The 17,655-nt window shown below is 52.1% G+C and carries 19 protein-coding genes; all 19 read left to right on the forward strand.

What is annotated here, in order from left to right; all coding sequences use genetic code 11:
* Positions 1-23: 23 nt before the first annotated feature.
* A complete protein-coding gene (locus tag DWB84_RS16495) occupies positions 24-1,577 on the forward strand; it encodes a sigma-54 dependent transcriptional regulator (RefSeq protein ID WP_187410913.1) in 1,554 nt (517 codons plus the stop codon).
* Between the two features lie 301 nt (positions 1,578-1,878).
* Entirely contained in the window at positions 1,879-2,064 is a 186-nt protein-coding gene (locus DWB84_RS16500) for a PA3496 family putative envelope integrity protein (RefSeq protein WP_187410914.1), read from the forward strand.
* A gap of 330 nt (positions 2,065-2,394) precedes the next feature.
* Positions 2,395-2,751 carry a flagellar hook-basal body complex protein FliE gene (fliE, locus tag DWB84_RS16505; RefSeq protein ID WP_187410915.1) on the forward strand — a complete coding sequence of 119 codons (357 nt, stop codon included), beginning with the start codon at positions 2,395-2,397 and terminating at the stop codon, positions 2,749-2,751.
* Positions 2,752-2,812: 61 nt separating this feature from the next.
* Entirely contained in the window at positions 2,813-4,519 is a 1,707-nt protein-coding gene (gene fliF, locus DWB84_RS16510) for a flagellar basal-body MS-ring/collar protein FliF (protein WP_187410916.1), read from the forward strand.
* Positions 4,516-5,574, forward strand: a complete 1,059-nt coding sequence (gene fliG / locus DWB84_RS16515; protein WP_187410917.1) for a flagellar motor switch protein FliG — start codon at positions 4,516-4,518, stop codon at positions 5,572-5,574. Before fliF ends, fliG begins: the two co-directional genes overlap by 4 nt.
* Positions 5,575-5,583: 9 nt before the next feature.
* On the forward strand, positions 5,584-6,525 hold the full coding sequence (locus DWB84_RS16520) for a flagellar assembly protein FliH (RefSeq protein WP_187410918.1): 942 nt from the start codon (positions 5,584-5,586) through the stop codon (positions 6,523-6,525).
* Complete coding sequence (fliI, locus tag DWB84_RS16525) at positions 6,512-7,921, forward strand: flagellar protein export ATPase FliI (RefSeq protein ID WP_187410919.1); 1,410 nt, start codon at positions 6,512-6,514, stop codon at positions 7,919-7,921. Before DWB84_RS16520 ends, fliI begins: the two co-directional genes overlap by 14 nt.
* 76 nt (positions 7,922-7,997) lie before the next feature.
* Positions 7,998-8,447, forward strand: a complete 450-nt coding sequence (fliJ, locus tag DWB84_RS16530; RefSeq protein ID WP_187410920.1) for a flagellar export protein FliJ — start codon at positions 7,998-8,000, stop codon at positions 8,445-8,447.
* Between the two features lie 380 nt (positions 8,448-8,827).
* Positions 8,828-9,136 carry an STAS domain-containing protein gene (locus DWB84_RS16535; protein WP_187410921.1) on the forward strand — a complete coding sequence of 103 codons (309 nt, stop codon included), beginning with the start codon at positions 8,828-8,830 and terminating at the stop codon, positions 9,134-9,136.
* A gap of 131 nt (positions 9,137-9,267) precedes the next feature.
* A complete protein-coding gene (locus DWB84_RS16540) occupies positions 9,268-11,031 on the forward strand; it encodes a fused response regulator/phosphatase (RefSeq protein ID WP_187410922.1) in 1,764 nt (587 codons plus the stop codon).
* A gap of 35 nt (positions 11,032-11,066) precedes the next feature.
* Positions 11,067-11,402 (forward strand): Hpt domain-containing protein, encoded by a 336-nt coding sequence (locus DWB84_RS16545; protein WP_187410923.1) that lies wholly within the window; start codon positions 11,067-11,069, stop codon positions 11,400-11,402.
* A gap of 89 nt (positions 11,403-11,491) precedes the next feature.
* Positions 11,492-12,934, forward strand: a complete 1,443-nt coding sequence (locus DWB84_RS16550; protein ID WP_187410924.1) for a flagellar hook-length control protein FliK — start codon at positions 11,492-11,494, stop codon at positions 12,932-12,934.
* Positions 12,935-13,230: 296 nt separating this feature from the next.
* A complete protein-coding gene (gene fliL, locus DWB84_RS16555) occupies positions 13,231-13,749 on the forward strand; it encodes a flagellar basal body-associated protein FliL (RefSeq protein ID WP_187410925.1) in 519 nt (172 codons plus the stop codon).
* 57 nt (positions 13,750-13,806) lie between these two features.
* Positions 13,807-14,790, forward strand: coding sequence for a flagellar motor switch protein FliM (fliM, locus tag DWB84_RS16560; RefSeq protein ID WP_187410926.1), 984 nt, complete (start codon positions 13,807-13,809; stop codon positions 14,788-14,790).
* A gap of 57 nt (positions 14,791-14,847) precedes the next feature.
* The gene (gene fliN, locus DWB84_RS16565) at positions 14,848-15,249 is read left to right on the forward strand and encodes a flagellar motor switch protein FliN (RefSeq protein WP_187410927.1); all 402 of its coding nucleotides are present in this window, start codon (positions 14,848-14,850) and stop codon (positions 15,247-15,249) included.
* Between the two features lie 63 nt (positions 15,250-15,312).
* Positions 15,313-15,744, forward strand: coding sequence for a flagellar biosynthetic protein FliO (fliO, locus tag DWB84_RS16570; RefSeq protein ID WP_222868234.1), 432 nt, complete (start codon positions 15,313-15,315; stop codon positions 15,742-15,744).
* Complete coding sequence (gene fliP, locus DWB84_RS16575) at positions 15,741-16,568, forward strand: flagellar type III secretion system pore protein FliP (RefSeq protein ID WP_187410929.1); 828 nt, start codon at positions 15,741-15,743, stop codon at positions 16,566-16,568. Before fliO ends, fliP begins: the two co-directional genes overlap by 4 nt.
* A gap of 11 nt (positions 16,569-16,579) precedes the next feature.
* Entirely contained in the window at positions 16,580-16,849 is a 270-nt protein-coding gene (locus tag DWB84_RS16580) for a flagellar biosynthetic protein FliQ (protein WP_187410930.1), read from the forward strand.
* A gap of 2 nt (positions 16,850-16,851) precedes the next feature.
* The gene (gene fliR / locus DWB84_RS16585; protein WP_187410931.1) at positions 16,852-17,631 is read left to right on the forward strand and encodes a flagellar biosynthetic protein FliR; all 780 of its coding nucleotides are present in this window, start codon (positions 16,852-16,854) and stop codon (positions 17,629-17,631) included.
* Positions 17,632-17,655: the final 24 nt, after the last annotated feature.

Consider the following 17,655-nt stretch of genomic DNA (forward strand, 5'->3'; position numbering starts at 1 on the left):
ATTAGGTTTACCGGAGAGAATTCATGAACACCATCGATTCTTTAAGCACTGCAAAGTTGTTGGTAGTGGAGGACGATCCCAATCTGCGTGAAGCACTTGTGGATACCTTGCAGCTGGCGGAATTTGCTGTGGTGGAAGCCGAATCCGCAGAGCGCGCTTTGGAAATTCTCGATAGCGAGCGCGACATCGCCATGGTGATTTCCGACGTGAATATGGGCCAACTCTCTGGCCACGATTTATTGCACTTTATCCGTCAGAACTACACGCATATTCCGGTTCTGCTAATTACGGCCTACGCCAGCATCAGCGAATCCGTCCAAGCCATGCGCGAAGGCGCGGTGGATTATCTGGTTAAACCCTTCGAGCCTAATGTGTTAATTGAGGCGGTGAAAAAATTTATCGGTTCTGGTTCTGTCACTCACGACGAACCTGTGGCGGTGGCGGAAAGCAGTCGCCAGTTGTTGCTGTTGGCATCGCGTGTTGCGCAATCGGATTCCACGGTTTTGTTGCTGGGTGAATCGGGCACAGGTAAAGAAGTGCTCGCCCGCTATATTCACAATCGCTCGCCGCGCGCCAATAAACCTTTTGTTGCCATCAACTGCGCCGCCATTCCGGAAAATATGCTGGAAGCCATGTTATTCGGTCACGAAAAAGGCGCTTATACGGGTGCCTACAGCTCTGCGCCGGGTAAATTTGAGCAGGCCAATGGTGGGACTTTGTTGCTGGATGAAATTTCGGAAATGGATCTCGGCCTGCAGGCCAAGCTGCTGCGCGTGTTGCAGGAGCGCGAAGTCGAGCGCCTGGGCGGCCGCAAAAGCATTCAATTGGATGTGCGCGTTATCGCCACCTCCAACCGCGATATGCGCGAGCAGGTGGCCGCGGGCAAATTCCGCGAAGACCTTTATTTCCGTTTGAGTGTGCTGCCGCTGCAGTGGGCGCCTTTGCGCGATCGCCGCGAGGATATTCTGCCCCTGGCCAATCGTCTGTTGGAGCGCCATGCCATCAAACAGCATCGGGTAGGCGTACACCTGAGCGATGAAGCCAAAATGGCACTGGTGAACTACGCCTGGCCGGGCAACGTGCGCGAGCTGGACAACGTGATGCAGAGAGCGTTGATTCTGCAGCCGGGTAGCCTGATCCGCGCGGCGGATCTCGGTTTGCAGAGCCATACCGCTTACAGTGCCAAACCCTCTTTGGTAGAGCGCAGTCCCCAGCCTCTTGCAGGTCCGGCGGCATATCCCGCCGATGGCGTGCGCAGAGCAGGGGGGCAAGGTGGGGTGATGCCGGGCTATATGGGTAGATTTGAAGACAGCTCACTCGTTATGAATCAGTTCTCTCAAGACGATCTACGAGCGCGAGATGATGTGCTGCAGGCGGATGAGCGGGAAAGTGCGGATTTACTTGGCAGCGATTTGCGCCGGCGCGAGTTCGAGATCATCGTCGAAACCCTGCGCCGGGAAAGAGGCAGCAAAAAGAATACGGCCGAACGCCTGGGCATCAGCCCGCGAACTCTGCGCTACAAACTCGCCCGTCTGCGAGAAGAAGGTTATGACGTCGGTGCTCTGGCCGGACTTTAAGGGGCAAAAGGCGTCAATCTTCCGACGTTTTTCCGGCTTTTAAAACGCAGCGTCAGGGCTGGGCAAAAACTAAGAAAAAACCGTTCTTAAAAAAGCCAAAAATTTTTCCAGGGGATACTTTTTATTTTCAAATTACATGGGCATACTCCGCCCGAAAGCTGCCGGGCGGCTATGCTGCGCTGCGGTAGATTCGGAGTCTCACAGACAGAGGATTCCCAAATACCACAGCGGGAAAGCGTTAAAAACTGCTCCAGCGGCTTTCAGGTTGACTGAAGATTTCATCGCTATAGGAGTTTGACGTATGGGCGTAGAGGTGCTTGATTCAACTCTCGAAGTCGTAGACGAGGCACTGGTTGAAGAGAGGTTTGATGACGACGCTGCTGTAAAACCTCCAAAATCCGACATAGACGCACGTCGTCGTCTGGAGGATAAATTGGAGCAATTACGCTTAGAGAAAGAACTGCGCGAGTACGACTTCGATATTTAAAGCATTCCCTATCCAATCTGGGCGGCGCTAACTACCGAAAAGATCGCCCAGATTTTTTGTTCTGCGGCTCGGCCCTCCCGGCCGCAGAATCAATTTCCTTTATCTAGACGCCCTTATTTAATTCCATCCCCTCAATGCCTGCAGTAAGCGGTTTAACCAGTCGCTGAATATTTATTTTCTTCTCCTTCATTCTCATCCGAATACCCACGTCCCGTTTTTGGCCCGCATTCTGCAATTACCCCCTCAGAGAACCGCATAACGCCGGTTTTTTGGCAGTCCGCTGAGGACTGGTTGAGTTTCAGGATTCACTAAACGTCGAGAAAGTAGGCCATGGTAGATCGCGTTGATATCAATCGCTTGTTGTTGGAAATGCGTGCACTTAAAGCTCAGAGTCAAGCCTTTGGCGGGGTGGAGAAAGTCGGCCAGTCGCAAATTGCGACTCAGCGGCCGGAGCAGGTCAACGGGCCGCGTTTCAGCGACCTGTTTTCTCAGGCGGTCAATAAAGTGAATTCGGTGCAGCAGGCATCCAACGCAACTTCCGCGGCTTATATGCGCGGTGATCCGAATGTGGATATTACCGACGTGATGATTGCCTCCCAAAAATCCACCGTTGCCTTCCAGGCCATGACCCAGGTGCGCAACAAAGTGGTGGAGGCCTACAAAGACGTAATGAATATGCCGATTTAAGGCGTTGTTACAGTTTTGCAGTTTTCGAATTCCGATTTTTCGAATTAATGAGCGGTAATCTATGGTGGCAAAAGATGTAAGTGGCGACTTCGAGAGCTCTGCTCCAGCTGCTGCAGAGAAAAAAAGAAGCGCTTCGGACTTGTTTGAGGGTTTAAACAACCTCAATTTGTTGCGTCAGGCGGCCTTGATGATCGGACTGGCCGCCAGTGTCGCCATCGGTTTTTGGGTGGTGTTGTGGACCCAGGGAGAAGAGTACCGCCCCTTGTACGGCAGTCTCGATCGTCTGGATTCCGCCGATGTGGTGCAAATCCTCGAAACCAACGATATCCGCTACAAAGTCGATCTAGCCACTGGCGCTTTGCTGGTGCCGACCGACGAACTTGCCAAAGCCCGCCTTAAACTGGCCGAAGCCGGCATTCCGGGCAAAAGTTCCGTCGGCTATGAATTGCTCGACCAGGAACAGCCGCTGGGCACCAGCCAGTTTATGGAAGCTACGCGTTTTCGCCGCGGTCTGGAAGGTGAGCTCGCCCGAACGATTTCCAACGTCCACGCCGTGCGTTCCGCACGCGTCCATTTGGCCATTCCCAAAACCTCGGTTTTTGTGCGCGATGGCCGTGAACCCAGCGCCTCGGTTTTTCTCGAACTCTATCCAGGGCGCAAACTCGAGCCGCATCAAATCAAAGGCATTACCAACTTGGTGGCCTCCAGCGTTCCGGAAATGAAACCGCAGAACGTCACCCTGGTGGATCAGCGCGGTTCGCTGATTTCCCTGGGATCGGAAGACGAAAAACTCATAGCCGCTGCACAGCATCTCGACTACACCCGCAAAATCGAAAACGACATGATGATGCGCGTCCGCCGTCTGTTGGGACCTGTGGTAGGCGAGGACAAATTCAAAGCGGAGATCAGCGCCGATATCGATTTCACCGAAATCGAAGAGGCTGGCGAAACCTTCAACCCCGATTTGCCCGCGCTGCGCAGTGAAGCCGTGGTGGAAGAGCAGCAAATTGGCAGCGCGACTCCCGGCGGTATCCCCGGAGCTCTGACCAACCAACCGCCCGCAACCGGCTTGGCGCCGGAACAACTGCCAAATAATGCTAACGGCACTGAAGCTCCCGTGCCTTCCAACAGCCGCAGTCAGGCCACGCGCAATTACGAGCTGGATCGCACAGTAAGCTACACCAAACACCAAAAAGGCCGCTTGCGCCGCCTGACGGTGGCAGTGGTAGTCGATGACAAGCTGACGTTCGACGAGCAGGGTCGTCCGGTGCGTATTCCTTGGACCGATCAGGAATTGGAACGCCTGTCTATACTGGTACGAGATGCCGTGGGATTTTCCGCCGCACGCGGTGACAGTGTGAATGTTCTGAACGAACGCTTTGTCGATCTGCCGCTGACAGGTGACTATGCCGAAAAATGGTGGGAATCCGACGCAGCCAAATTCTGGCTCAAGCAAGCGGCTGGGCTGCTCATCATCCTGGTGCTGCTGGTAGGTTTCCTGCGGCCCTTGTTGAAGAGTCTCTCGGCAGCCGGCGCGCGTGCCAAGGAGGAGGAAGAAGCTCGTCAACTTGCCGCGTTGCAAGCTGCCGGAGTCGACTCCTTCGATTCCCTTTCTGATGAAACTGTAACCCTTACCGGCGGCGATGCTCTGGCGTTGCCAAGCCCCGAGGAAAGCTACGAGCAACAACTCAACGCAGTTAGAGGCTTGGTGGCGGAAGATCCCGGCCGGGTCGCCCAAGTGATTAAACGCTGGATCAATGAAGAATGAGTAAGCCCGCTGTAAAAGGTGGCGAAGCCAACGCCGCACCTCCGGCCCCGACCAAACCGACGGTCAAATTATCGCGTTTGGATCAGGCGGCTGTGCTTTTGTTGTCGCTGGGCGAAAGCGCCGCGGCAGAAGTGCTCAAGCATATGGGGCCTAAAGAAGTTCAGCGCCTCGGCTCCGCCATGTCGCAATTAAAAAATATTCAGCAGTACGAAGTAGAAACCGTATTGGCGAATTTCCTCGAAGAAGTGCGCACCCAGACCGGTTTGGGATTGGGTTCCGACAGCTACATTCGCAATATGCTGATTGCCGCTGTAGGTGAGGATAAAGCCAACGGTTTGATCGACCGAATTTTGATGGGTGGCAACACCACAGGTCTCGACACGCTCAAGTGGATGGAAGCGCGCTCCGTGGCCGACATTATCCGCAATGAACACCCGCAGATTCAGGCCATTGTGTTGGCCTATCTCGATCCTGACCAATCCGCCGAAGTGCTAACCCATTTTCCGGAAAAAGTGCGTCTGGACGTGTTAATGCGGGTTGCGTCCCTCGATACGGTACAGCCGAGTGCGTTGCAGGAATTGAACAATATTCTGGAAAAACAATTCTCCGGAAACGCCGGTTCGCAGACCAAACAGATGGGCGGTTACAAAAAAGCGGCGGAAATCATGAACAACCTCGACAGCTCGGTAGAAGGCGAGCTGATGGCGGCAATTCGGGAAATCGACGAAGACATGGGCGCGCAGATTGCCGACCTTATGTTTGTGTTCGACAACTTGAAAGACGTCGACGACCGCGGAATTCAGGCACTGCTGCGCGAGGTTTCTTCCGAAGTGCTGATTCTGGCACTCAAAGGCGCGGACGACGAACTCAAGGAAAAAATCTTCAAAAATATGTCCAAACGCGCGGCCGAACTCTTGCGCGACGATTTGGAAGCAAAAGGCCCGGTGCGGGTTTCCGAAGTGGAAGCTGCGCAAAAAGAAGTTCTCACCATCGCGCGCCGTATGGCCGACGCCGGCGAAATTGTGCTGGGCGGCAGCGGCGAAGAAATGCTGTAAGAATTTTTCATGACAGACAAACTGGCTAACCGCATTCCGTTCGAAGATATAGAGACTGTTCAGGTCTGGACTTTGCCGTCGCTGTCTGACGGCAAAACCAGAGTTGTTCCGACGGGCAAAAAACAGCAGGAAAAAGAAGAAAAGGCAAAACAGGAACAGGAAAAAAAAGCCGCGGAAGAAATTATCGAAGAAATTACCGAGCCTACGATCAGACCTTTGACCGCAGAGCAATTGGCGGAAATTACCGAGCAAGCGGAGAGGGAAGGGCGCGAGCACGGTTATCAGGAAGGTTTTCAGCAAGGTTTCGCCGAGGGCGAAAAAAAGGGTTTACAGCAAGGCGAACAAAAAGCCTATGCGGAAACCAAAGCCGCTTTGGAAGAGCAGACGTGTCGTTTTCAGCAAATTGCCGATGCGCTGTTGGAACCGCTCGCTACCCAAGGTGCAAAACTGGAAAACGTTATTCTGGATATGGCGGTTAATATTGCCCGTCATTTACTCAACCGCGAACTGATTGAAGACCCTTCCGCGCTGTTCCATTTGGTGGAGCGCGCTGTTAACGCGTTGCCTGCCGGTGCCAAAAACATTCGTGTTTATTTAAATCCGGACGATGTGGAATTGGCCCACGAAGCCTTCGCCAATTCCGGACGCAATTGGACCTTCTATCCCGACAGCAAAATGGGGCGCGGCGGTTGCCGTGTGGAAACCGATCAAAGCCTGGTGGATTATTCGGTGGAGCGGCGTCTGCAGCAGATGCTCGACCAAGTGAATCTGCTCGGTGAATTAACCGCAGAAGAGGAAACCCCGATTGCGGATTACACGCCGCCAGAGCCGGTTGCAACAACATCATCCGCAGTAGAGCTGCCACAAGAGTCTGGCGTGGAAATGGAATCCCCGGTGACCAATACATGGGATTCATCCGATGTGCTGGAGGAGCCAAATGGAAACTCCTGATCTGCGCACTCTTGATCAACGCGTCTCCCGTTTTCGCCGTTTTTCTTTGTTGGATACCAACCCGGTTGCCAGCGGCCGCCTGACCCGCATGGTCGGTCTGACCTTGGAAGCAGTGGGATTGCGCGCGTCTGTGGGACAGCAGTGCCGCGTCCTGATGCCCAATGGCAGTCAAGTGGACGCTGAAGTGGTCGGCTTTGCCGAAGACAAAACCTTTTTGATGCCGATCCAGAAAATGGAGGGCTTGCAGCCCGGCGCACTGGTGATGCCAGTGGATAACACCAAAGGGCTGGTGATGGGTAAAGAATGCCTCGGCCGCATTATCAACGGCCTGGGAGTTCCGCTGGATGGCAAAGGCCCGTTAAAGGGCGACTCCACCATCAGCCTCACCCCGGAATTTATCAACCCCTTGCACCGCCATCCGATTGAAGAACCTTTGGACGTCGGCATACGCGCAATCAACGGTTTGTTGACGGTGGGTAAAGGCCAGCGCATAGGTTTATTCGCCGGTAGTGGTGTGGGTAAAAGTGTGCTGCTCGGCATGATGACCAAATACACCGTTGCCGATGTAGTGGTGGTTGGGCTGATCGGCGAGCGGGGGCGCGAGGTTAAGGAATTTATCGATCATATCCTCGGCCCCGAAGGTTTAAAACGCGCAGTAGTTGTCGCGGCGCCGGCGGATGAAGCGCCGCTGATGCGCTTGCGCGCCGCGCAATTGTCGACGCGCGTGGCGGAATATTTTCGCGATCAGGGCGCGAGTGTATTGCTGCTGATGGATTCGCTAACCCGTTACGGACAGGCGCAGCGGGAAATTTCCCTCGCCATTGGCGAGCCGCCAGCCACCAAGGGTTATCCGCCGTCGGTATTTGCCCGTATTCCAGAACTGGTCGAGCGCGCCGGTAACGCCGCCAAGGGCGGTGGCTCGATTACGGCTTTTTATACGGTGTTGACGGAAGGGGACGATCTGCAGGACCCAATCGCCGACTCCGCGCGCGCCATTTTGGACGGACACGTGGTGCTGTCGCGCCAGTTGGCAGAAGAGGGGATTTATCCCGCCATTGATATCGAAGCTTCCATCAGCCGCGTCATGCCGCATGTGGTCAGCGAAGGCCATTTAAAGGGCGCTTTGCAGTTCAAACAATTGCTTGCGCGCTACCGCCAGAACAAAGATTTGATCGCCATCGGCGCCTACAGCCCGGGCAGCGATCCGGTGACGGATCGCGCGATCGAACGCTACCCACATCTGGTGCAGTTCGTCAGTCAGGGCATTCAGCAAAAAGCGCCCTTGGCAGAAAGTGTGAACATGTTACAGACGCTGTTGGCGGCCGGGCAGGACAACGGCAAAAAAGCCGATGCCAACGCCAGGGCAAACGTCGCCAAAAAACCTGGCGTGCGATGAGTCCATTTTTAGAGCCGACTCAACAAGTATGAGCCGAGTGAAAAGCTAGCAGAATGAGCTGAGCGAAAAGATAGATATGAGCCGAGCGAAACGCCTGAGTTTAGTATTGGATATCGCCGAGCGCGCCGAAAACAAAGCGGCGGAAGCTTTTGAAATGGCGCGGCGTCTGTTGCAGGAAGATCAGGACAAGCTGGCGGATCTGCAGCGTTATTATGCGGATTACGAACAGAGTTTTTCCCAGCCGACGCTGCTGCGGGCGCAGGACATTATGCAGCAGCGCAGTTTCCTGCAGCGGCTGGCGGAGGCTGTGCGGCAACAAGAACAGATTGTTGAACGCCGCGGCTCGATTGCCGAAAGCAAACAAAAGGATTGGCGCACCGCGCATTTAAAGCGTCGCGCCCTGCAGGAACTGATCGAACGGGTGCGCGCAGACGAGCAAAAAGTGCTGACCCGTAAAGAGCAAAAAATGCTGGACGAATGGTTTAGTCAAAGTGCGTTGCGGCGAGCGGAAAACGGTCAGTCGTAAGTCACCGATATTATCTATTTGTCTGATTTTTAGCCTTCGGGCCCGCGGCTTCTGCTTGCCGCACTTGTGTTGCCAAATTGCCTATGTAATCCTTGCGCCGCTTTGTGACGTACATCGCGTTCAGTCTCTCCATGAAGCCGGTGCCATTTCGCAAAGAAAACGACCCAGTGCAATGACCTTTCAAGTAAGAGCTTTCCATATTGGCGTGGCAACATAGTCTATGCTTATGGAAATAGGCCATTTGCCGTGCTTCGAGTCGGAGAGAAGATGTTCGTCCCGTCTGTTTCCGCTGCACGCTGACACTTGTGCACCGGCGACGGTTTTATACCGATAATAATTTTGGCAATACTGGCTGACCATTTACGTGTGGAGGAAAACCTATGGCGATCAGCTCATCGCTATCCCCTGACAGCAAAACTCTGACCATCCAGGTCGAAGGACGTTTTGATGCAAGTTCTTTGGATGAATTTCGCAAATGCTACGAGGACGTGTCTGGTGGTGTACCTGAGCGCTACAACGTGGATCTGAAAAATGCCGTTTATTTGGACAGCTCCGCTTTGGGCATGTTGTTGGTATTGCGAGATTACGCGGGCGGTGAAAATGCTCAGATCACCATTTCCAATTGCTCGCCGGAAGTCAAAAAAATCTTTTCCATCTCCAGTTTTGAACAGCTGTTTACCATTCAATAGTTGCTTCTCTGATGGATCGCTTTGGCGAACCTCAGCGGATGAAAAGCTTGGAAGGTTCAAGCTGACGTCGCTCAACAAAGCATTATCCGCTGCGGCGGATAATGCACAGGTTTTACAATGGAGCATCTGACATGCGGAGTTTGCAGGACCGCCTTCCAGCCGAGAGCGCGACGGAAAATACCGGTGCTCTGAAAATTCTGGTGGCCGAAGATTCAGCTGCCGATCGTCTGATATTGCAATCCATGCTGCAGCGCTCCGGCCATGAAGTGGTGCTGGCCGAAGATGGTGAGAGCGCCATTACCGCATTTTCTGAATGTCACCCGGACTTGGTTTTTCTCGATGTCATCATGCCCAACGTCAATGGCATAGAGGCTGCACGCCGCATTAAATCGCTGGCGGGAGATGAATTGGTCCCGGTCATTTTTTTGACCTCCCTGGCGGATGCCGAATCCCTCGCCACTTGTCTCGATGCTGGCGGCGATGATTTTCTCTCCAAACCCTACAACCAGATTGTTCTGGATTCGAAAATCAAAGCGTTTTCGCGCATGCGCGAAATGCACAGAACAGTCGCCCATCAAAAAGATCAGATTGCACTGCACAACAAACACCTGATTCAAGAGCAAAATGTCGCCAAGCAGGTATTCGATAAAATTGCCCACGCCGGTGCTTTAAAGCTCGACATTATTCGTTATTACATGTCCGCGCTCGCGGTATTTAATGGCGACGTATTATTGGCAGAAGTCAGTCCGCGCGGCAGTTTGTTTGTAGTACTCGGCGATTTTACCGGCCACGGATTGCCGGCAGCGATTGGCTCCATGCCATTGGCGGCAACCTTTTACGGTATGGTCGGCAAAGGTTTTTCCCTGGCGGATATTCTGCGGGAAATTAATCAGAAGCTGTATCAAACCTTGCCGGTCGGTTTATTTTGTTGTGCCACCTGTGTGGACATCAATTTCAAGAAAAACCGCATCAGCGTGTGGAACGGCGGTTTGCCCGATAATATTTTGTATCGCCATAAAACGCGCACCTATGAGCGGGTGAAATCCAGTCATTTACCTCTCGGTGTTTTGTCCAATCGCGATTTCAAAGCCGACACCCAAGTGTTGCATTTGGAACCGGGCGATCATTTTTTGATGTGGTCGGACGGCATTCAGGAAGCGCGCAATCGCGCCGGTGTGATGTTCGGCGAAGACAATATCAATGCCGTCTTGGATAGCAGCCTGGATGCGTCCGCCGTATACGCGCAAATTTTGAAAAACGTGCAGGAGCATATTGGCAGCACAGAAAAAGATGACGATATTTCCCTGGTGGATATCACCTTTCCGGAAGACGATTCCAAAGTGCAAGGCTTGGTTCCCAAATCCGGCATGCGCAACGGTTATCTGGAAGATTGGGAATTAACGCTGACGCTGGTGGCCTCGTCACTCAAAACATTTAATCCGCTGTCGCTGCTGATTCATGTGATCTCGGAAGTGCCGGGATTGCGCCAGAACAGCAGTGTGCTTTACACAGTGTTGTCGGAATTATTCAATAACGCACTGGAGCACGGCGTGCTGGGATTGGAATCCAGCATTAAAAGTTCGCCCACGGGATTCGCCGAATATTATCGCCTGCGTAAAGAGGGTTTGGAGGCGCTGACGGAAGCCTTTGTGCGCTTTGAATTTCGCCACGAAGTGCGGGAAAACGGCGGCATGCTCACCATTACAGTAGTCGATAGCGGCAAAGGTTTTGTGCCGCAGGATTTACCGTTAACTGGCGACCCGCAAAAATTACCCGCCAGTGCTCAATATTACGGTCGCGGTCTTACGCTGGTGGCATCTATTTGTGATTCCTTACAGATATTGCCGCCTGGAAACCGGGTTCGAGTGCAGTTTTCTTGGAATTACGAAGAGTAGTTTTTTATTTTTCAGGATGTTTAACGGAGTAGGCTATGACCGACGCACGTATTGATGCGGCTATGATGGAACAGTTAAAGGAATTATTGGGAGAGCGTTTTACGGAATTGGTCGATCGATTTATTCAGGATGGCGAGCGGCGTCTTGGTCTTTTGCGTGAAGCATTAAAAACACAGGATTTTGTCGCTATTCATGCAGAAGCTCACGGCCTTAAAGGCAGCAGTCGGAATATTGGCGCAAATATTCTGGGCGGTTTGTGCAGTGACCTGGAGCAAATGGGCAAAGAGAACAAAGCCGAAGGGTTGCAGACAGTTTTTGCCGCTCTTGAACAGGAGTTTGCCGCTGTGTGCGCGGAGTTGCGCACCTGGTAAGTGAATTTCCTCAATATCCCAATGTTTTTTTCGAATGGCATGCGGCTTGCTGATTTCCGGTACAAAACCAAGGTTTACGGAAATCAGGCATGTCATTCCCGTCGTTTTTGTTTTCTCCAGCTAACCAGGCTTCAGCAACTCAAGCGAAAGCCAATACCTTTTCTCCCGGTTCGCTCCCTGCGGCTGGTTCATCTATCTCCGAGGCTGCAAAAACATCGACCGGCGATGCGGCGATTGGCAGGTCTGCAAACAGCGATTTTGCGAAAAGTTTTCGCCAGGTGATGGCAAAACAGGAGCCAGCCGCGGAAACCAAAGGAAAAATTGCGGATAACAACGGAAAAGCTGCAGACACCAAGGTAAAAGCGGCGGATACCAACCCGAAAATGACGGATGGCGGAGAGCGGCTTAGCGACAATATTGGCGATATTGAAGGTATCGCCAATATAACGGTGAGCAATGCTTTGGAGCTATCGCCAGAAATATTGCAATGGTTGGCAGAGCAGGGAATCGCTCCCGAAATGGTGGACGCGGTTATTCAACAAGCGGAGCAGCCGCTGGCGCTGAAACAGATTGTCAGTTTATTGACGCTCGGCAGCGAATTTCCGCCAGAACATCCGCTTTCCGTCGCCGATATGACGGATGAACCTCTTGATAGCGAGACAATGCCGATCGTTTCCTCCCTGATCTTTGCCGTGCCGCAATTGCCGGATGCCGGAGCATCAGCGCTGCAAAGTGCAGGCTCGGTACAAGTCGACGTGCCTTTAAAAGCGAAAGTAGAAATACCTATCAAAATGGATTATGCGGTCGAAGGTGAAGGCGTTCTGCAGGACGCTGTTCTTGAAGATGGTGAAGCCGAAACCACTTTGTTTTCCACCACTTCAGCTTTGAAAAATGGCCGCGTTGGCGGAGATAACGAAGCGCGATTGAATGTCGCAGCTCAGCCGCCACAAACGGCTGAGGCTGGCGCCTTTGCGGATACCTTTGATTCGCTGGTTTCTGAAACACTCGAATCCTTTAGCAGTGCGGTAAAGGGGGAGCACGCTCCCTCTGCAGTTCACTCCACACCCAACCGCAGCTTGGCAGCACTGGAAACCAATGCCGCAGGACGTGTGATGGTGCCGGTGCAGGTAAGTTTTGGACATCAACAATGGTCTGACGCTGTAGCGGAACGCGCTGCTTGGCTGGCAGCTCAGCAGATCAATTCTGCCGAATTACAGCTTGATCCGCCGGAACTCGGCCCTCTGCAAGTCAGAATCAGCGTGCAAAACGATCAGGCAGTGGTGAACTTCGCCAGTGCCAACCCGCAGGTGCGTGAGGCACTGGAGCAGACCATGGCGCGCTTGCGCGAAATGTTGCAGGAGCAGGGCATGCAGTTGGTTGATGCGGGTGTTTCCGATCAGCGTCAGTCCAACGGAGAAGCCGCGCAAGCACTTGAGGAATGCGTGGCTGGCGATATAACGGGAGAGGCGGATGAAACTTCTGAGGTCACTTTGGAAGTCGCCGATTCTTCCGGTATTGATGATTTTGTATAGCTTTTAAAATTCTCTCTAAGTGTCCTCCGGATTTCATTCGAAGCGGGGCGTCGTCGCCCTGCTTAATTTCATTCGTCTGCTATCTTTAATCGTGCGTGCCAGGAATCCGTCGAACTATAAAAATTCACCCACCACCATGCGCCGTATCCTAATCCGAATGTTTTGATGATCCGGGGGATTATTCCTCCAGGGGCACATTCTGGTTTGATTTTTTAAGGTTTGGCGGATTTCCGACATTTGGCACCTCTCTTGCTCAACCCTAGTAACCCGCATAAATAAATGACGGAAATTTGACGATGGCAATCGCACAACAAAGTGAGGCTGGAGCAGCAGCTCCGCAATCCTCGGGGAAAAAACGTCTCATTATTCTGATTACCGCTATCATCGCGATCATTGCTATCTCGATCGGCTCTACTATCGGCGTGCTGAAATTTTTGGCGGCCAAGGATGCTGCGGAACAACAAGCGGCTGCTGAAAATTCGGTTCCGACATCTCAGCCTGCAGTGTATTACCCGCTGAAACCGCCGCTGATGGTGAGTTTTTCCGTGCGGGGCAGGGCGCGATTTGTCCAGGCAGAATTGACTTTGATGACGCGCGACCCGTCAGTGATCAGCACAGTGGAGCTGCATCAATCCATGATTCTCAATGCTTTGAATATGTTGATTGGCGGCCAGTCATTTGAAGAGCTGCAAACTGCTGAAGGCAAAGAATTATTGCGGCAACAATGTTTGCAGGAAATCCAGCGTTTGCTGCAGAAGGAAATTGGCAAACCCGGCATTGAACAAGTGCTGTTTAGCAGCTTTGTTATGCAATAAACCGTTTTGGTTAAGCAGACAAAACTCAACCATTTGGCAAGTTGATTCGAGGTTACTGTGCAGGATCTATTATCCCAAGAAGAAATTGACGCTCTGCTCCATGGTGTCGATGACGGAGAAATAGAAACTGAGGGGGATTTTGACCCCACCGGCGTGCGGCCTTATGACCTCACCAGCCAAGACCGCATTGTGCGCGGGCGCATGCCCACACTGGAAATGATCAACGAACGTTTTGCGCGCTATACGCGCATCAGCATGTTCAATTTATTGCGCCGCACAGCGGATGTTTCCGTCGGCGGAATTCAGATTCAAAAATTTGGCGAATACGTGCACACACTGTACGTGCCCACCAGTTTGAATATGGTGAAATTTCGTCCGCTGCGCGGAACAGCATTGATTATTCTCGATGCAAAACTCGTATTTAAATTAGTGGATAACTTTTTTGGCGGCGACGGTCGTCACGCCAAGATCGAAGGACGCGAATTCACACCGACTGAATTGCGTGTGGTGCAGATGGTGTTGGAGCAGGCATTCGTCGATTTGCGCGAAGCCTGGAAAGCGGTAAAACCCATCGAATTCGAATACATCAATTCCGAAGTCAACCCATCCATGGCCAATATCGTCAGCCCCAGCGAAGTGGTGGTGGTCAGCACTTTCCATGTGGAATTGGACGGTGGCGGTGGCGAATTGCATATCACCATGCCGTATTCCATGGTCGAACCCATTCGGGAAATTCTCGACGCAGGTTTGCAAACCGACACCGATGAGCGCGATGAGCGCTGGGTAAAAGCCTTGCGCGACGATGTGATGGCCGCGCAAGTGGATTTGGAGTGCGACATAGTGCGGCGCGAAGTCACTCTGCGCGATATTGTCGATTTGCGTGCGGGTGACGTTATTCCCATTCAAATGCCCGACAGCAGCATATTAACGGCCAACGGTGTTCCTATGTTTCGCGTTGTACTCGGGCGTACCAAAGAAAATCTGGCTCTGAAAATCGTCGATGTGATCGACCGTAAAGTGGCCCACCATATTCAAAAGTAATTTTTAAGCAAATCATCAATACCGAATTGATTTGGCGAATGTAAGCGGAGAAGTAGCATGAGTGATGACTTGACGAATCAGGACGATATGGCAGATGAGTGGGCGGCGGCGCTGGCTCAGCAGGAAGGTAAAAATCAGCCTGCTGCTCAACAGGTCGAGCTCGATGAATTTGCACCGACGGATAATAGCGGGGCTCCCCGTCCAGACCTCGACGTTATTCTGGATATCCCTGTCACGATTTCCATGGAAGTTGGGCGCACGCCAATTACGATTCGCAATTTATTGCAATTGAATCAAGGATCGGTTATCGAATTGGATCGCCTGGCGGGTGAGCCTCTCGATGTGTTGGTCAATGGCACTTTGATCGCTCACGGCGAAGTGGTGGTGGTCAACGAAAAATTCGGCATTCGTATGACGGACGTAATCAGTCCATCCGAACGCATCAAAAAACTGCGCTAACGAGAAGTTAGCGCGAGAGCGCTTTCCCGAACAGCTGGTCATGTGTAAGAGCGCGGTATGGCTATGAAAAAAGCAATTTTATTTAGCAGTGTTATTTTTTCTCTCCCCGTTTGGGCTTCTGAAGCTGCAGCCAATGTCAAACCAGGTCCGGCGCTTTTGCAAACCTTGTTTGGACTAGCCGTTGTTGTAGGTCTGATCCTTTCACTGGCTTGGGTAAGTAAACGTTTGAGCGGCGGTAGACTCGGCAATCAAAAATTTATGAAAATTCTCGCCGTCCAACCTTTGGGGACGAGAGAAAAAATTCTGTTGGTGGATGTTGCCGGTCAGCAAATGATGTTGGGGGTGGCACCGGGGCGCATCTCCATGCTGCACGTTTTTGACGAACCCGTCATGCCCGTCCCGCCAGAGGGTGCCGGAAATTTAGCGGCTCGTTCAGTCACAGAATTTTCGCAAAAGCTCCACGAATTTCTCAATCAGGGAAATAAATCAGAATGAAACCCCGTCTGATCGCTTTGCTGTTCACGCTGCTTGTTGCATTGGGTGCGGTTTCCAACGTCTGGGCGCAGTCCTCTGATCCAGCATCGCCACCGGTTGCTCCCAGTGCCACGGCGAGCTCTACCCCGGCGGGATTTCAACCTATCCCAGCCTTGCCGGTATTGACCGTACAAAAAAATGCAGATGGAACGGAAGATTACACCGTAACGCTGCAAATTCTGTTGTTGATGACAGCGCTGTCATTCCTGCCAGCGATGTTGATGATGATGACCTCGTTTACGCGCATCATTATTGTGTTTGCAATATTGCGCCAAGCCTTGGGCCTGCAGCAGTCGCCATCCAACCAGATTTTGATCGGGCTCTCGTTATTTTTGACATTTTTTATTATGACGCCGGTGCTGGACCGCGTGAACGAGCAGGCTATTCAACCCTATATCAGCGAACAAATCAGTGCGCGTCAGGCTCTGGAAAATGCCCGTGTGCCATTTCATGACTTTATGATTTCGCAAACGCGCGAAAGTGATCTGGAATTGTTTTTCCGTATTTCCGGGCGTGACAAAGTGCAGGGGCCGGAGGATGTTCCGTTCAGCATTTTAATGCCGGCTTTTATAACCTCGGAGCTCAAAACTGCATTTCAAATCGGCTTCATCATTTTTATTCCCTTTCTTGTCATCGATATTGTGGTGGCCAGCGTTTTGATGGCGATGGGTATGATGATGTTGTCACCGTTGATTATTTCTCTGCCATTTAAAATCATGCTGTTTGTTATGGTGGACGGGTGGGGGCTGATAATTGGCACCCTTGCGGCAAGTTTCGGCATATAGGATGGTAAATCATGATGCCCGAGGTTGCCCTCAGTCTTTTTGGCGATGCTTTTTACCTCACCGTGGTGATGGTGCTGATTATTGTCGGTCCCAGTTTGATGGTCGGTTTACTCGTCAGTACGTTTCAAGCCGCTACGCAAATCAACGAACAAACCTTGAGTTTTTTGCCGCGCCTTATTATGACTCTCGCAACCATTATGCTGACCGGGCCATGGCTGTTGCGGCAATTAATGGACTTGTTTGAACGACTGATGGTCGAGATTCCCAATATTATTGGCTGATCATGGAAACCATAACCGACAGCCAAATTGCCGCCTTTCTGCAACAATACTTTTTGCCCTTTACGCGCATAGGCGCTTTGTTGTTGACCATGCCGGTTATAGGTACGCGTGTTGTGCCAGCCCGGGTGCGTATTATTGCAGCCTTTCTTTTAACGCTGATGGTGGTGCCTTTGTTGCCGCCATTGCAGGTAACGCCCAGTCTTTCCCTCGCCACCGGCATTTTGATTCTGCATGAATTGCTTATCGGTGTTGCGCTGGGATTTGGATTTCAGGTGGTATTTCAGATATTTGTGCTGGCGGGCCAATATCTGGCGATGAAAATGGGGTTGGGTTTTGCCTCCATGAACGATCCCACCAATGGTGTGCAAACCACAGTATTGTCGCAGTTTTATCTCGTGATGCTCACAATGGTTTTTATTGCCGTCAATGGCCACCTGTTATTGATTGAATTGTTACTACAAAGTTTTCAAACGCTGCCGCCCAGTCACTTTAGCTTTACGCGCGAGCAGGCGTTTCAAGTGGTCAATCTCGGCGGTTGGATGTTCGCCAGTGCTTTGGTGATGACCTTGCCGGTCATGACGTCGTTATTGGTGGTGAATATCGCCTTTGGTGTGATGAGCCGGGCAGCACCGCAGTTGAATATTTTTGCCATAGGCTTTCCCTTTACGCTGATTTGCGGCATGTTTTTGGTGTGGCTTGGGTTTGCCACCTTTGAAATGCACTTCGAAGAATATATGGCAGAAGGATTTTTATTTGCGCGCGAATTGCTGCGTTTGCAGTAGCGATTTTCTAATTAACGAGCGAAA

Origin of the sequence: Saccharophagus sp. K07 (genome assembly GCF_014336955.1) — a bacterium.
Classification (GTDB): Bacteria; Pseudomonadota; Gammaproteobacteria; order Pseudomonadales; family Cellvibrionaceae; genus UBA5868.

Excerpts from the sequence above, each read along its gene's own strand:
- fliR (WP_187410931.1), top strand. The coding sequence starts at position 16,852 with ATGGAAACCATAACCGACAGCCAAATTGCCGCCTTTCTGCAACAATAC.
- fliF (WP_187410916.1), top strand. The coding sequence starts at position 2,813 with ATGGTGGCAAAAGATGTAAGTGGCGACTTCGAGAGCTCTGCTCCAGCT.
- fliO (WP_222868234.1), top strand. The coding sequence starts at position 15,313 with ATGAAAAAAGCAATTTTATTTAGCAGTGTTATTTTTTCTCTCCCCGTT.
- DWB84_RS16580 (WP_187410930.1), top strand. The coding sequence starts at position 16,580 with ATGATGCCCGAGGTTGCCCTCAGTCTTTTTGGCGATGCTTTTTACCTC.
- fliL (WP_187410925.1), top strand. The coding sequence starts at position 13,231 with ATGGCAATCGCACAACAAAGTGAGGCTGGAGCAGCAGCTCCGCAATCC.
- DWB84_RS16545 (WP_187410923.1), top strand. The coding sequence starts at position 11,067 with ATGACCGACGCACGTATTGATGCGGCTATGATGGAACAGTTAAAGGAA.
- DWB84_RS16540 (WP_187410922.1), top strand. The coding sequence starts at position 9,268 with ATGCGGAGTTTGCAGGACCGCCTTCCAGCCGAGAGCGCGACGGAAAAT.
- fliE (WP_187410915.1), top strand. The coding sequence starts at position 2,395 with ATGGTAGATCGCGTTGATATCAATCGCTTGTTGTTGGAAATGCGTGCA.
- DWB84_RS16500 (WP_187410914.1), top strand. The coding sequence starts at position 1,879 with ATGGGCGTAGAGGTGCTTGATTCAACTCTCGAAGTCGTAGACGAGGCA.
- fliI (WP_187410919.1), top strand. The coding sequence starts at position 6,512 with ATGGAAACTCCTGATCTGCGCACTCTTGATCAACGCGTCTCCCGTTTT.
- fliP (WP_187410929.1), top strand. The coding sequence starts at position 15,741 with ATGAAACCCCGTCTGATCGCTTTGCTGTTCACGCTGCTTGTTGCATTG.
- DWB84_RS16535 (WP_187410921.1), top strand. The coding sequence starts at position 8,828 with ATGGCGATCAGCTCATCGCTATCCCCTGACAGCAAAACTCTGACCATC.
- fliN (WP_187410927.1), top strand. The coding sequence starts at position 14,848 with ATGAGTGATGACTTGACGAATCAGGACGATATGGCAGATGAGTGGGCG.
- fliG (WP_187410917.1), top strand. The coding sequence starts at position 4,516 with ATGAGTAAGCCCGCTGTAAAAGGTGGCGAAGCCAACGCCGCACCTCCG.
- fliJ (WP_187410920.1), top strand. The coding sequence starts at position 7,998 with ATGAGCCGAGCGAAACGCCTGAGTTTAGTATTGGATATCGCCGAGCGC.
- DWB84_RS16520 (WP_187410918.1), top strand. The coding sequence starts at position 5,584 with ATGACAGACAAACTGGCTAACCGCATTCCGTTCGAAGATATAGAGACT.
- DWB84_RS16550 (WP_187410924.1), top strand. The coding sequence starts at position 11,492 with ATGTCATTCCCGTCGTTTTTGTTTTCTCCAGCTAACCAGGCTTCAGCA.
- DWB84_RS16495 (WP_187410913.1), top strand. The coding sequence starts at position 24 with ATGAACACCATCGATTCTTTAAGCACTGCAAAGTTGTTGGTAGTGGAG.